General features: G+C 55.6%; 9 protein-coding genes and 1 pseudogene. 5 read left to right on the plus strand and 5 right to left on the minus strand.

From position 1 onward, the window contains the following. The first annotated feature begins 19 nt into the window (after positions 1-19). From ACERJA_RS12440 to ACERJA_RS12460, 5 genes are all read left to right on the plus strand, one after another. Positions 20-3184 (plus strand): PD-(D/E)XK nuclease family protein, encoded by a 3165-nt coding sequence (locus ACERJA_RS12440; protein ID WP_373608561.1) that lies wholly within the window; start codon positions 20-22, stop codon positions 3182-3184. Between the two features lie 228 nt (positions 3185-3412). After that, entirely contained in the window at positions 3413-3862 is a 450-nt protein-coding gene (locus tag ACERJA_RS12445) for a hypothetical protein (RefSeq protein WP_373608562.1), read from the plus strand. 100 nt (positions 3863-3962) lie between these two features. Beyond that, positions 3963-5063 carry an exonuclease SbcCD subunit D gene (locus tag ACERJA_RS12450; RefSeq protein ID WP_373608563.1) on the plus strand — a complete coding sequence of 367 codons (1101 nt, stop codon included), beginning with the start codon at positions 3963-3965 and terminating at the stop codon, positions 5061-5063. A gap of 224 nt (positions 5064-5287) precedes the next feature. Further along, positions 5288-9763 (plus strand): AAA domain-containing protein, encoded by a 4476-nt coding sequence (locus ACERJA_RS12455; protein WP_373608565.1) that lies wholly within the window; start codon positions 5288-5290, stop codon positions 9761-9763. A 423-nt stretch (positions 9764-10186) separates the two neighbouring features. Next, positions 10187-10465, plus strand: coding sequence for a hypothetical protein (locus ACERJA_RS12460; protein WP_373608567.1), 279 nt, complete (start codon positions 10187-10189; stop codon positions 10463-10465). A gap of 139 nt (positions 10466-10604) precedes the next feature. On the opposite strand, the gene ACERJA_RS12465 is transcribed toward ACERJA_RS12460, so the two are convergent. From ACERJA_RS12465 to ACERJA_RS12485, 5 genes and pseudogenes are all read right to left on the minus strand, one after another. Continuing rightward, on the minus strand, positions 10605-12026 hold the full coding sequence (locus ACERJA_RS12465; RefSeq protein WP_373608568.1) for a DUF4143 domain-containing protein: 1422 nt from the start codon (positions 12024-12026) through the stop codon (positions 10605-10607). A 465-nt stretch (positions 12027-12491) separates the two neighbouring features. Then, positions 12492-13940, minus strand: coding sequence for a sister chromatid cohesion protein PDS5 (locus ACERJA_RS12470; protein ID WP_373608569.1), 1449 nt, complete (start codon positions 13938-13940; stop codon positions 12492-12494). A 180-nt stretch (positions 13941-14120) separates the two neighbouring features. Further along, the gene (locus ACERJA_RS12475) at positions 14121-14738 is read right to left on the minus strand and encodes a hypothetical protein (protein WP_373608865.1); all 618 of its coding nucleotides are present in this window, start codon (positions 14736-14738) and stop codon (positions 14121-14123) included. A gap of 171 nt (positions 14739-14909) precedes the next feature. Further along, a pseudogene (locus ACERJA_RS12480) lies at positions 14910-15095 on the minus strand (TFIIB-type zinc ribbon-containing protein); the annotation flags it as partial. 297 nt (positions 15096-15392) lie between these two features. Continuing rightward, positions 15393-15698 carry a metal-dependent hydrolase gene (locus tag ACERJA_RS12485; protein ID WP_373608570.1) on the minus strand — a complete coding sequence of 102 codons (306 nt, stop codon included), beginning with the start codon at positions 15696-15698 and terminating at the stop codon, positions 15393-15395. Positions 15699-15794 lie beyond the last annotated feature (96 nt).

A 15794-nucleotide genomic window follows, 5' to 3' on the forward strand; every position in this document is an offset into this window, starting at 1 on the left:
TCGGGTACAGAGCGATCCAATGCCCGGGGAGTCGGGTGGCGACAAGATCGTTTACTTGGTAGACGATCCCCGACAGAACACCGACGAACAGGCCGCGCTTTCGTTCTGGCGAGAGGAACCGACATACGATGCGCTCGAGAAGACGGAACCGTACGTTCTCTCGGCGTTAGATATTCCAACGGACGGCTTCGACGGGAGTGATCAGGGAATCGATGGGGTCGGACTCCAACGAGGTGAAGAATTACTCGTTCGGGCGATACCGAACCGTCGGAGTGGTGACGATACATCGTTATATCTCAACGTCACTTCGTTTGTCATCCGAGATCCGAATCGGTTGATCGGTAAGGGGAAACTCAGAACGCAAGATCACTGTCCCCGGGAATACTACCTTCGATACGTCAAAAACGTCTACAGCGGTGACCGATTCCGCGAGGAACCGTACAGGCGAGCGTCTAAGTTTCGCGGGAATGCCGTCCACAAAGCAGTAGAACGCGCACTTAAAAACGACCGTGACCGATTCCGAGAGGATGGTTGGACTGCTGACCAAGTCGAAGCGTTCTGTGAAGACTTGTTCGAAGAACAGTTCGGCTTTGAACAGGCGTTATTGGTTCTATCCGGCGCTGGACTTGACGTCCGGGAACACATTGTTGAAAACGTCACAAACCTCTTCACCGATGAGGGGTTCATCGACCGAATTCAGACAGCAAATGACGTCGCCGCCGAGCGGTATCTCTCGAACGATTTCGGCTACGCAGGACAGGTCGACATCATCCTCGATGACGTTCCCTACGACATTAAAACGACGCGGGACCCAGACGACTCGAAGGTCGAAGAGCACTCACGCCAGATCAAACTCTATCTGTTTGGGTTGCTACTCGAGCGGGTTGACGACGGAACGTCGTTCAAAGACGCCGTGAAAAGCGGTCTGACCGGTCATCTTATTTATCCGAACGTCTCCGAGGGAGACGTCCGTTTCGAACCCGTCGAGCTTACAATGGACGATGTCCGCGAGTTCATCAGGGTTCGAAACGACGCCACGCAATCGGGCGACGCTTTCGCGCCCCCATCGACGTACAATCGGGACTGTGAAAACTGCGCGTTCGCCGCCGACGAATGGATTACCGGCCCGGACGATGCACTCCCGCCCGCATGTACCTATCACTGTCAAAACGAGCGGCGGTGGCCCTGCTACGAGACTGACTCGAGCGGACTCACGACGCAATGCTCGTTGTTCGACGACTGCGATCAGCGAACGACATACCGCGATCCCGAGGTCATCGATCACTACGAAGGCATTCGCGCAGCCTTCCGAGACGAGCGACGTGCGCGACAGTCAGCTAAACAAGTGCTCGACAGTTTCGACGAGAGGTTACTGACCGAGGCGGGGTACCGAATTCCGGGACTCACCTGCACGGGAGCGAGTGGCGCCGGGAAAGTGATTCAGTTCGAGACCGAACGGGCGGTCGTTCCGGCGTTCGAACCGGGTGAAACGGTCGAACTGCGGCCGACAGATGGACGCGAGTCATACGACGCAATCTACTACGGTGAGACCGATGGGACGTTCCTGTTCAGTCCCGTCAACGACGCGGTCGAAGTTGGGGCATTTCTCCCTCCCGAGACGACGTATGAAGCGACGTACACGTTCAGCGTCGAGACCGTGGACAGACGATATCTTCCCTATCTCGATTTCGCGCAGCGGCGCAACGAAGGACAGCAGTGGGATGACCGAACCCGTGCCACGGACGTCACCGTTCCGGACGTTGTCGAACCGTCAGATGTCACGTCCTATCTCGATTACGAAGAGGTCTTCATCGATCTGCCGCTTAGCTGCAATCGGAACGAGATTCTCGGCGAACTCGTGGCCGATCTCGTGACAGCGCCGTACCCTCACCCGGTGAATGACGATGTCGTTCCCGAAGAGACCCGCCGTGCACTCGTCCTCGGCACAACGCCAGCTCTGGCAGAGCGCGCTGTGGCCGCCCAACCCGCTGGATCGCATTACCGGTTGGACGGAACGGGCGGGGAGTCCGCGATTCAGGACAGCGATGGATATCACGAGATACAAACTCGCCTCCTCGAATCACGTTCGCTCGTTTCGACTGTCCACCAGGCGACAAGCGCCAATGGTCCCGGCAGCGTCGGAGAAATCTTCCACCGGTTTGAAGAGGGGGACTTCAGCGATCGAACCCACTCGAAGAACTTCTTTGACGTTTTGGTCCTACTCGGTGCGGAGAGACTCACCGAACCCGAATACAGGTTCCTCTCCGACATCGCAGATCGCGTTGTGAGCATTGGTGATACGAGGCGGAAAGGGCCCGAGATGTTGAGTTCAACTGCTGTCGACGCCGGCCTCGAGGTGTCTCACTTTGAGCGAGAGTTTGACCGGTGCCATTCGTTCCCAAGTGAGACCGGTGTTAGTTTGCAACTCGAAGGAGAAGCACCGCCGGCGATTCGAGCGTTCTATCCCAAGGGACCGTGGAGTCAAATCGACGGTGAACTTACCTTTCTTGGGATCGAAGGGGACGAAGAAACTGCTCTCGAGACGATCGAACTGGAGACGACGGTTCCGACTGCAGAAGGACAGGGTCGTCGCCTCGTGTTCGATGTAACTGACACACCGATTTCGCCGATTGAGGCGCAAGAACTCTTCGAGAAACGGACCGAACTCGATGCAACTGCCCTCCGAGAAGGAATCGTCGTTATCGACGAAAAGAGCATGTACTTGAGCGAGACGTCCCCGTTGCAAGGAGAGCACCCGGAGAATCATCAGGTCATAATTCGGTCGACGGCAGCCGAATTGCCGCAGTTCAGCCGCTCACTCCTGACGAACCGGATCGCAGAAAAGATCATCCCGCAGCTCGTTTCCGAATCGGATCCCGATGTTGTCGTGACTCCATTTGACAGACACGCGACAAATCTCAAACGTAATCTCGAAAAGGAAGGGCTCAATGTACCGGTTCGACGGCCGGAAGAACTCGATGGAGAGGTGTCCGGACATGCAGTAGTGAGTCTGGCAACGGCAAACGAAGACCGAATCGTCCGTCCACCGCTTTCCGAACCGGACATCCTCTACGGACTCCTCTCAAGCGGACGCGATCTCACACTCGTCGGAAACAAGCGAACGCTCGTCGAGAAAGACCTCTTCGAGAACCTCATCGAGTCGGCTGAACCGTACAATCAGTAGGTCACCGGTTTCTCGGCTGTTTCTTCTCACCTAACGTTTCGAATGAATTCACTTCGTTGAGATTCCGGATCGAGTTAGGGTCGTTGTTCGAAAGGAAGAGTGCTCAGCATTCTGAACATTCTTTGAATAAACGGCGATCAAGCAACCGAACTGCGAGCTGGCAGACGGTTTCGAAGACCCGGATACTCGGTTTGGAGTTTATATGCGGATACTCGGCTTCATTATAGTGTGACCCCCGATACGACTGCCGCCAAACTGCACGAGGGAGAATCGATCGAATCCGGCGACGAGTTGCGAGCTGTGGTAACGCTCGAAGGGAGTACTGTCGTTTCAACTGACAGTGGTCGCTGCGTGCTCTTTCCAGACCTCTCTCCGGCGGCACTTGGGCTGCGTGAAAGTGCCGCCATCGGTATTCGATGTGTCGTTCAGAAACCCATCTATGGGCCGCATGGTGCCGTTGATTTCGTCTTCGTCGACGAGATCGTTGAGACCATTGATCCGAACGATTTCCACAATACCAACACCGATGCCCGGAACGAGTCCACAGCATCCGTTGCTCGGACCGAGTCGACGAAATCGCAGTCCGTATCGAAGCAACGGGTCAGAAAGTCCCGAAAGCAGCCCAGACAATCTGTGAATCCGAATTTGATGCGTAACCTCGTACAGGGAAGCCAGTAAAACGCTGTCGCGACAAGGGGCACCGACGCGAAAATCACACCCACTACATTACTGACGCAACACGACAATGACGATCCGACTACTCCACACAAGCGACTCGATGATAGCTCTGGACGCCGACGATACGACTGCAGGACAGGCCGGCGGTCTCCCGGAAATCGTCGACCGGGCAATTGCCCGCGACGTCGATGCCGTCTTGCACACCGGCAATCTCTTTCGGCGACCGACGCCGACTGACGCTGACGTGTCGTTCGCCATCGACACGCTCGAGCGACTCGTTGAGCACTCGATTGACTGTTACGCGATCAGTGGGCGCCGAGAAGTGCGAAGTGATCAGTCACCGATCACATCACTGAACGATGCGGGCGTCATTGATCACCTCGGATCGAAGCCGGTGATTCTGGACGGTACGGTTGCTCTGTACGGGATCGACTACACGGAAGAGCCAGATGTCTTTGCCGAGCAACTCGAGAACTTAACTGAAGAACGAGGCATGACCTACACTATCGTCGCCGCCCATCAACACATCTGGCCGCCGGCGAAGAAAGACGAGTCCGTCATCGGTGCACTTGAGGCAGCCGACACTGCAGCACCCTTCATAAGCGAAATCGCTGCCGGTGGACGTACGAGCCCGGCAACGTGGGAAGCGGACCGGTATTCCTATCGGGTCACATATACCGGAAGTTCAAATCCGGCAGCGATCGATGATGACCCCGTCGCATCTCTCGTTACCGTCGACGATCACGAGACGGCGACCCGAACACCCGTGCCGATCTTTACAACCGAACCTGACTCCGAACTCGAACTGCTCAAGTCCGTCTGCAAACAGGAACCCGTCGAGTACGATGACTTGGATACGGAAACTCTGGTCGATCTATACGGACTCTCCTCGAAGGCCAAGTCATCGATCGAGTCCCGTCGGCGAGAACTCCGCGACGAGTTGACTGATCGGCTCGCGGATGGTGAACAAAAGCAGGGCCAGTACGCAACGGTCCGGAACGTGGTCCAGACGCGGCGGAATCTCCGTGACGAGGACGAAGTCGTTCGGGCGCTGGAAGACGCAGGTATCGATCCGAACGAAGTCGTAGAGATCAGCTCAAAAGCGGTCCGGAAATTGGCCGACAACGGCGACGTAGCTGGTGACCGCGTCTTCGACGAGCAAGAACGGGTCGTGATACAACGATCGGACCTCTCGCTCTGAAACATCGGTTGGGTGCCATAGTGCGTTGACTCACAGAGGAAGCGATCTCACTTGCCGCACTCCTGTATTACTCGCCAGACCATCGAGAATGGCCAAGCCGAGACTCCGTTTTGAGGACGACCTCAGATTCCCAATTACTATTTGGGAACGTAATTGGTCACCTTCTCTGCCCAGCTCGAACTGGCTGTTTGGTGTTTATATAGGGTTTCACAAATTATGGTTGTATGTCATCGAAGGACTCGAAACGGCCGGTACTAAGCCCGAGCGGGATTGGCCAATTTTTCAACCTCCAGAGTTGTCCGATGTATCTACAATGGGAATACGACGACGATGCGAACAAACTTATCGACGCTCGAGCATGGGAGAAAGAACGTTTGAGTCCTGTTCTCTCCGGCGAGGGTAACGACTTCGAGCGCCAGCAACTAGAGCGACTACGGACGGTCGAGCGCCGACTCGTCGGACTCGATTTCGAGAGCGAGTCTGAAGCCGTCGAGTACGACGAGGTGTGGCCCACCGCTAACGACGGTACGCAAGCGCAGGACCGACTTCGCGAGACTGTCCGAGAGGTTTCCCAGTCACCCACGACTGCTCCAGAGGTCATCGTCCACCAGGCGCCGCTCTCTGGGACGATCGGCGCTTACCCTGTTCGCGGGTATGCTGACTTCCTTCGACTCGTCCCGACGAGCGACGGACTGCAGGCGACGATTTACGAAGTCAAATCCTCGAGTACGCAGAAGGTCCACCATCGGTACCAAGCCGTCATCTATGCCATGCTCCTCGAGCAGTTGCTCAAGGGTGAGGGAATCACAACGGGTGACGACTCTGAACTGATCGATGCCGCTGTCGTAACACCGGAAAACGGGATAGAGGACGGGCCAGAAGACGTTGACGAGTTCGATACGACGCCGTATCGAGTCAAACTCGAACTCAAACTTCAAGAAGGTGGATCGTTTGACCAGACGATTCTGGAGACATTCGTTGACAGCACGCGAAACCGAATCGCTCGCCGGTGTTCGGGGTGTGAGTACGAACAACTGTGCGTGAGCCGCGCTCTTGAAAATCAAGGGCTTGAACTGTTGGGTTTGCAGGCGAGCACCCAAGAAGCTCTCGAGCAGTTGGGCTTTCACGATCTTGAGGACTTTGCGACGCTCTTCGAACAACCAGGTGAGGATGCGAAGCAGTACGACTACGAGGCGCTCAAGCCGGTTGACGAAGAACTGGTGAGAACGGTTCGCCAGGAGGCAGACATTTCGAACCTGCAGAAGCGGGCGCAAATTGCCTATCGGTTTTTAAGCGAAATAGACGACGAGTATGGCCGCGATGGCCCCGATTTCTACCCGAACGCGCTTCAAGGATCCGGTAACAATCTTCCGGAAGACGACCACGGCGTAGTTGACGTCGACTGGACCGATGAGAGCGGCCCAGATTATCCGTCGGAATCGCTCGTCCGGGTATATCTGTACGTTCAACAGGACTTTGCACAGGACCGCGCAACGCTACTGAGCGCGTGCGTGACGAATTCGATGACCGGACAGAGCAGACAAGTAACCGAACTCCCGAACGCTCTGCCAACGACGGCGCGAGAGAAGGACGCGGAAGAGGCTCGGCTGTTCGGTGTTTTCTTCGACGAGCTCGCGGAGGCCATCCAAGACGTGGCCCCTGATCTGACGACCGAACTCGACGTCGAACTGGATCTCGGGTCGGACGACGGCTTCCTTCACCTCTACCTGTACAGCGACCGACAGCGCGAGGCGCTGATGAACGTAATTCGGCGCCATCCGACTGCCGATTGGCGTCGGCCGTTGCGAACACTGCTTGGACTCCGTGCTGGAATCGACCAGAATATGATTTCGGTTCTTCAGGACGACTTCCGACAACGGTGGGCGCTTCGCTTTCCTGGACTAGGGCTTGTTCAGACAGTCGCACAATTCCAGCCGTGGAACGGCGACTGGTTCGACTGGCAGGCGACCCGATCGGACGGTTCGACTGCCAAACTCAACGAGATTTTCGAGACCGATGTATTCGATTCGGCCGTCCGGTATGATAATCCCGACGGATCGATTCGGTTCGACCACGAGCAGCGAGAGCCCGCGTGGACGCCCGACGACGAACGCCTCGCTCGGTGGGTGTACCCAGTTCGAAACCGAGAGACGGACATGATTCCGGTCGAATACATCTGGTCTGTCTTCGACCGACTCGATCCCGACGAGACCGATGACCCTGAACACGCACGCCAGTACTGCTATCGATCCGAGAGCGAAGATGAGCCGATTACCGAGGAGGACCTCGAACTGTTCGCCCAGCAGTTCAGTCGAGCGACCCACCACATCGAGCAGAGCATCCAAGTGAAAGACAGATACGTCCCGAAGGAACCGATCGACCTCTCCGAGTTGTCCCAATTTTCGTTCGCCCACCGAACGTTGGACGAGGCGTGTGTCGAGTACCAGCAACTCGAGTATCACACAATCAAGACGAACCTGGAAAACTACTACTGTCAACCGGCCGAAGAGCGGATCGATTCCGGCAGTTCGGTCGCTCTCGAGTGTACCGCGGTTGATAAAGACCGAAACGTCATCGAAGGGCGATTGCTGGACAGTTCCCTAGAGCCTCACGATTCGTCGGATTCAGGCGTCATCGGCAGCCCCCTGTCTGTGTCAGATCACGACTTCATGGTGCTCACGAAGCTCACCGAGGGCGGTGATCGACCGGAGGACGTTTACAAGGGCGATCCGACAAATATTGCTCACTCGCCGACAGTGATTGTCTCGTCGGTTGACGAAACGAACGGCGACGTTTTGATGACCCTTCCGTTCGAAAGCGGGTGGCCGAACGGAAGCGACGAATATACGACCTGGCACAAGGGGTGGGGAACGGACGACGATGCCCGCGAGGACGACTATACCGTTCACATCGAACCTGGTGACAAATTCATCGTCGATCCGATGATCGATCAGCTCACTCAGGCCCGTGCATACGAGGCGCTTGAGCACGCCATCGATGTCCCAGTCCGGCGCTGGCTGCGCCAAATATACCAGGGCGATCGGGAGACGATCCCGGTCTCGTCGTGGGATCGAACGGCGATCAACGAGTACGTCGACCGAGTGGCCGCCACCGACGGGTTTGAGCGACCGAACAACGAACAGCAAGCGCTGATCGAAGATGTCGATCACGGAATTGTCACGCTGCAAGGCCCGCCAGGAACCGGTAAGACCAAGTACACGGTGGCACCGGCGATTCTTAGTCGGGTCCACGCTGCGATGGAAGCCGGCGACGGAATTCTCGGCGCCGTCTCGGCAGTTTCCCACAGTGCCGTCGACGAAGCTCTCGAAAGCGTGGTCGACCTGTTAGAGGCGAGTCCACCGGGCGAAACCGGCGATGAATTGCAACTGTTCCGGATCTGCTCGAGCGCAACGCAAGGTGTCACCCATTCCAGCGTGCAGAACGTCTACTACAATGATGCCGAAGACAGTACGTTCCGCGACATCTACAACGAGTACCTAGGTCCCGAGACTCCGGACGATGCGAGAGCGTTGTTCTTCGGCCCGCCAGTGTCGATCCGGAGTTTCGTTAACAAACTCCTGCGCACCGTTGACGACGCTGACTACGATACTGTCTCTGAACTGATGGGAGACGGTGAGTCGACGCTGTTCGATCTAGCGGTCGTCGACGAAGCGAGCATGATGGATTTGCCGCTCTGCTTGCTATTCGGGTCGTTCCTCGACGAGGATGGACAGTTCATGCTGGTCGGCGACCATCGGCAGATGCAACCGATTCAGCGCCACGAGTGGGAGGACGAGGATCGGGAACCGATCGAGATCCACGTCCCGTTCCTCTCTGCCCTAGATTTCCTCCGGTATCTTCGGGGTGAGGACGTCGACATCGAGTACTTCGAGTCAGATCCGCCGGGATTGGACGACCCGCAGGAGACGCTCCCCGTGCACAGGCTCCGCCAAACCTACCGATTGCCGCCCGAATCCGCGCGCATGCACACCGACCTCTTCTACGAACAGGACGATATCGAACTGGAAAGTGCAGGTCCGGCCCCGCAACTCAACGTTCCTAAGTTGTCTGCGAACGGGCCAATGGTCGACCTTCTCGATTCGGACGATCGGGTGATTCTGCTGGTCCACGACGAGGCCCAATCCCAGAAATCAAACCCAGTCGAGCAGGCGCTCGTAACTGACATTCTCCAGCCACTGTCGAGAGACCTTTCGGGGAGTGCCGACGACCATAGTGGTGACAGTCTCACCGCCGGTGTCGTCGTCCCGTTCCGTGCTCAGCGGCGTGACGTCGTCGGATCTGTTCCCGACTCCGTACAGGTCGATACCGTCGAGCGTTTCCAGGGAGGCGAACGTGACCTGATGGTTCTCTCGATGACAGCATCCGACCGTGGATACATCAGCCAACTCAGCGAGTTCCTCCTCGAGCCGAACCGGTTCAATGTCGGTGCCAGTCGGATGAAGCGGAAGTTGATCGTCCTGGCATCGGCCAGCCTGTTCGAGGAGTCGAATAACGACGTCGACACCTTCGAGAAACACCAGGCCTGGGTTTCGTTCTACGAGGCCATGGGTGGGCTCGAGGGTGACTACGATGAATACCTCCTGAACGATCTTGTGACCGAGGCAACCCGAACTCGGTATCTCGGCGAAGAGGAACCCGACCGGGTTCGTATTCGGGCATACACCGGATACGATTCATAGTCTTGGATTCGGTAGTCCCAGTCATCGCATCGACCCTATCTATTAGCGCAGTAGTTTGAGACGGGCCAAAAAGACAAGTGCAGGAACGGGCAAACTGCAGATCATCATTCGCCGACTGAATCAAACAACGTACCTCCAGAAACAATGTAGAGGTCGGGACAGGCGTTTCTGAGCTGTGTCTCCATCGACAGGAGCAACCGGTGCTGAGGTACTGATAGTATTGGACAGGTCCGACGTGTCCATCTCATCGTGAGTCAGATGATCCTATCAAACTTGTGTTAAGAATGGGAATTTTAGGGCCTCTGTTGATATTCTTAATTCGTGATTAGTTTCAGAAGTCGTAATGAATACAGGGCGCGAATGTAGCAGAGAATGAGTTTCGAGCACACCAGGATTTATTGTCAGATATAGTGATAACGAGATATGGACTGGGAGAATCCATACCACGAAATTAACAAGGGTTGTCTGTACGAGGAAGACGGCAGAGAACACATGAACTTGGAACAAGACAAGAAACTTGATTCTTTCTTGTTAGGTTGGTCACGTGGAGTCAATCCGGAAGGTGAGGACTATGGAGAACAGGCTTTCGAAGAACTATCTTGGAACAACCTTGGCTATCGCTTTGGATTGTTGTTTGATCAAACATCCAGAGAACTGAAAGAAGAGATGTACTACTGGTGTGTTAAGGAAATGAATGAATAGCAGGAGTCAATGTCACACCGAGCTAATAATTAGCAGGTATATTCCGCGTGATGGACTCATTCTCTGTACTCAGCAGACAACTCCTGTTAGCTATTGAGGATTTTAACAGAACCATTTCAGAGGGAGTAGGCAACAAAACCTAGCAACACGCGAGGAACAACCACAGCGGTACGGAGACGGCATTTTCGGTAACCCCGATGTCGCGCCGTCGCCCAACCACGAGTCCGGTTTCAGCGTCGTACCGATTACAAAACGACTGAATCGCGGCTTCGGGGTGGTGTTGTCGATTGAGGGAGAGTGTAATCGGGATCGGCGTGCCAGCGTCCCCTTCGATAACGTACTCGATCGGTTCCGATCCTCGTTCGTCGTACGCGACGGTTTCAGTATCGTTGTTGTAGTAAAATATGAGTCGGCGGAGATGATCAAAGACGACCGTGGGGATGAGGAGTTGTTCGGCTTCACGGCTGAGTGGAAGTTCGAGATCGATATCAGTGAGTTCAGCGAGGAGAAGTGGGTCCCGAAGCCAGAGTTTTACGGAACGACGACGGCTATAATCGTACTGATACGAAGGCGTCACGAGAAATAGGTCGCCGAGTACTTCGACGTATTTTCTAACAGTCCGGGGATCGCACTCGAGGATGTCACCGAGATCCGTAAATTCGTGTCGGATGCCGACGTTCTCCGACGCAAGGGCAACGAGCGCATGTAAGTCGTCCAGCGTTTCTATCCGCTCGATCCGTGGGACGTCACGGTAGATCGTCAGCTCCGTATCGTGGGCCACCTCAAGCGGTGATCGGTTCCGCGACGACATGGTCACGTACGACATCGCAAGCCGTTGAAGACGTTGCTCCACGTTGTGCGCTGCAACTGGTTCTTGGACTGTTCGAAGCGCCTCAAGAAGCTCGTCAGTGTCGCCGGTCCGGGCCGCTCGAGCAATTTCATCACGGACGGGGTACGTATCGTCCTTCGCGATCGGAAGCGATTTCGTGTCGGACGCAGCGTTGAACGTTTTCTGTGCGTAATCGTAGAATTTTGCAGGGAGTGTAACGTCCTGCGTGGATGGAAAATCGAGTTCGTTGATTCGATCCGGAAGGGCAATCGCTTCCGACGGGACCGTCGCGATCACACTGAGATCGTCATACTGCATTAAGATCCGTTCGACCTGTTCGGCCCAGTCAGCACATGCGTGAACGTCGTCTAGAAGAATGTATCCGTCAGTGTTCGTCGTTGGACGAGTGTACGTGGCGAACTCGGAGACGGCGTCTTCGATCAGCGATCGTCCGATCCGAAACTGCGGTGCACCGAGCGGAAGATAGAGTACATCTCTCGGCGTTGTTACTCCCTCTTCGACGAGTTCGGCTGCGAGCCCCAGGAGAAGTTCAGTTTGACCGCTTCCAGCGGCTCCCGCAATGCCGAAGTATCTGTGCTGCTTGGCGTTCGTAAGTTTGTATGGATGATCGGATCGGCGAAACGTCTCCACTCCGAGTTCACGGGCGATGTCACTTGTTTCCCACCAAGGATTGAAGCGCTGATAATCGATTCTGAATCCAGGTTCACTCATACTATCGGTGGTATTTCGTTGAACAGACTCGTATATAGTACCTAAACGTCTCGAGTAAGTACATTACAACTGCGAAAATAAGAGTTGTACCAGCAGCGGAAGTGCTAAGACGCAATCGATTCTCTCGTCCCGACCTCGCCTATCTTGGCGTAGAAGCGATACGATCACCCCGTGGTGATCGGAAATAGCTACAAAAACATAGTTTCGGCACCGTCGACAGCACAACATTCATAGCGGTGGGTCGTTTAGATTCTATTGGCGCATGAACGCGCCAGGTAACTAATTGGCGAGAAGTAAAACTGCCGTCGGTCGGGCTGTTCCGGGTTTGATCACAATGGAATCAGTGGTCGACGGTAGGTCCCAGACACGTAACGGTGCTCGGGACCCGGTTCCGATCTATTGATCGGAGCCGGTTTTCACGCCTACTACGTCAATAATTAGCGACAGCGACAGCAGTTTGTCGTCTCACTCAATGGACGCCGATGTAGCCACAGCGTCGGCCCGCTGCTCAAATCTCACCGACTGAATTGGTGTTCCATCTCGAGTAAAGTGTCGCTGTAGGAACTCTGAGTAGGTCTCACAGTCGTGTGCATCACGCATCGTGACAAGTTCGCCAAAACGGAATTGACGCCAGCATTTCATGTTGCAGACAGAGACCGGCGTTGGTTCGAGTTCTGATTCCGTGCGTCTGGTTCCGTTCCCGTTTTTTGTCTGTCTACCGGCGTCATCATTCCTGGGTTGATACGGCACAATATCTGTCGCACACGTTTCACAGATAACGTTCGGATGATCAAACGTCGGTGTTGAGAGCGGCTGTCGACAGATGCTACAGTATCGTGCACCGGCCAACTGGGCGTGAGGATCGAGTTCCTCGGATGACCGGTACGTTTGTCGAATTGCGCGAGCGATAGACACTGGCTCGGCATCGGATTCTGTCACCAGTTGCCAATAGTCATCGTATCCCGCATGTTTGAGCGCCAGTCCGACATTCGTTCGAACAGCAACCTTGGGATCTGCCAGAGCATCGATTAGTTCTTCGATCTCCTCCGGCGTGCATGCTGATTGTCGTCGGATCAACTGGCGAAGAGCAGACGCAGCAACCTCACGAACCTCCGAAGATGTGTCAGAAAGCCGTTCAAACAGCATCGATCGGATAGCAGGCGTTTCCTCGAGGTGAGAATTGCTACTAAGACAGGACGTGGCATTACGACGGACCCGCGGATCGTCATCGCGAGCCGCTTCATAAATCGGTTCGAGTTTGGTCTCGAGGACACAAGGTGATTCCTCGCTCACCGCCGACACGGTCGTCATTGCCTGCAGGCGAACCTCAAGAATATCATCGTCGAGACATTGAATGATTGGATCGATATGATCGACGAGAGCCTGGGGATCAGAGTCAGCGATCGTTGCAAGAGCCGATGTGGAAGCGGCTCGAACGTCATCATTCGGATCAGTAAGACAATCGATGATCGTTGGCACGAGCGGGTTTATTGCAGTCGGTGTCTGGTGAGATATCTTATCAACCGTTTGAACGACATTCCTCCGCACGTCGTCGGTGTTGTCCGTAAACGGCGATGGAGTGTGAACGAGGGCGTTTGCCACTGAATCTGGATACTCGCTCGCGAGGTCGTTCAAGACGCGAGCAGCTGAGATTCGAACCGCCCGGTCGGTATCCTCAAGAAGTTCGACGCAGTTGTCGAGGAACGGACGGATCCGTTCCGGGTCGCGCGATGCTAATCGGGATACCAGTTGTAGACCACGCTTCCGAAGGGTCGGATCGGTCGCCGTGATGTACTCTTCAAGTTCGTTGAGTCGAAGTTCGCGTCTCGAGTCTGTGCCCGTTTCACCACATTCCGCTTCCGGAGAGAGCTGATCTCGATGGGAATCAGAGCCATTCGATGAATCATCAGTCATACGCTTCTACCATACTAAGTCCCGGATTCAATATAAAGAAGAAACTATAGCTACCAAACTGACTTGCGGGAAGCAAATTAGATACTGGAGAAACGGATACGCCTTCTACCGTCCGTACCGGGAACTGCCGGTCGAACGACTATCCGTAAAGCAAACACATCTGCAAGACGACGTTAGAACTTACGCAACGGCGTCGATGAACTCTGACTTCCGCTTGCTAATCGTGGTCGCGTTCACGTCGGCCGCACGCCCAAGCTGTTCGAGCGTCGGCCGACCATCGACATCCAGCAGGTCGAAGGAGGCGTGAAGCGCCACGGCAGCGGTCACCTTCGGGTTCGCACCGTTGTATTTCCCTTTCGTCTGCTGGTACGTCTTGAGCAGGCCCTTGACGTGGCGGAGGACATTGTTCGACGCCCCGACATCGTTCGCAATTTTGACCACGTAGTCCTGGGGTCCTGCCGGGACAATCTGTACGTCGTTGAATTCCCGGACAAGGGCCGTTCTCGCGTTGTTAATTTTGTTCTCCTCATCGACCCGTGAGGCCTCAAGGAGCATTTCGGTCGTCACAGGCAGGGTCGTAGGCGAGTCGCGGACGGCGACCAGGAGGCACGCACAGACGAACCCTTCGATAGTGCGGCCCTGAATGAGGTCTGCATCGGAGGCGCGACGGTACAACTGGGCCGCCGCTTCCTGTTCGGGGGCAGGAATGCCGACGGTACTCGAAACCCGCTCAAGTTCGCTCAGTGCGTACCGAAGGGTACCGCCATCGACAGCATTGCCCCAGTGACCGGTCCTCACACGGGTGCGCTGGCTAGCGGAGAGGGTATTGCCGTTGGCATCCCGATTGCCCCAGCCAACGCCGGTTCCGAGACCACGGTCGACTCGGAGAGGCGTCCGACGGCTTCCAGTCTGGCGCTTGCGTTGCCAGTCCGTACTGTCGAATACACGCCGCCGTTGGTAACTGAGAGGAGTATCTTCAAGAAGGAGGTCGCACTCCTTGCAGACGTATTCTGTGGTGGTTTGGCGGGCGGCAGTGGTGCGAGAGCCGCATTCCGGGCACCGTTTTCTGTCCCATTGATGGGACCCATTCTGGCTGCGGCCGCTCTGGTCATCGTTCGATACCCCAGTCTGGGAGTCCGAATCGTTGGCTGACATGGTAACTAATCGGCGAGCGGTTCCGTTTTAGGCGGAACCGGGCGTTACCCAAGTAAGCCCTTTTGGGGCCTGGGTACCTCATCATTGGTTGGCATATATATTAAACCTACCGATTTCGTCGTGGCGATGTAGATTTCTACTCTTCACCAGTCCTCGTCTAGCCTATAAAATAATAGCTTAGAACATAGTGGTGTTCCAAAACAAAGTCGGACGAATCTCAACCGTGTCACGCCGAATTCGGTAGAAACGCTGGAAACCCAACCCGACGCAGAGATAGCTGAAACGCACTGAGATGAGTTACGTTACTCCGATAGATACAGCGGTTGCAGTTGCCGCAAGCCCTAATAGGAACAGAAAACCGTTCGCGATCGGATTGCTCGCCTGGACAAGTGCAAGCGAGTACCGGGCGTCTGAAACGGGACAGAACGGCGCGACTCCGGCCGGGGTCAAACTATCGGCGAGTGGGTGAGCAGTGACGCTGACAAACGCCGCGACGCCCCAGATGGCTGCCAGCTGGGCGAACACGCCGCCGCCGATCGAATAGACGCCACCCGCGACGATGAGCCCGACGACAACCGGAACCCAAAAGCGTGTGACTGGCACTCCTGTGTTTGAGTCCGGGGATTTTCATATTGTAGTCGGGAAGCATTGCAGTCAACAGGACATTCCGACGCCGCTCAGCGCCGATAGTAGGTCTCC

The sequence above is a fragment of the Natronorubrum sp. A-ect3 genome, assembly GCF_041821125.1.
GTDB classification, from domain to species: Archaea; Halobacteriota; Halobacteria; order Halobacteriales; family Natrialbaceae; genus Natronorubrum; species Natronorubrum bangense.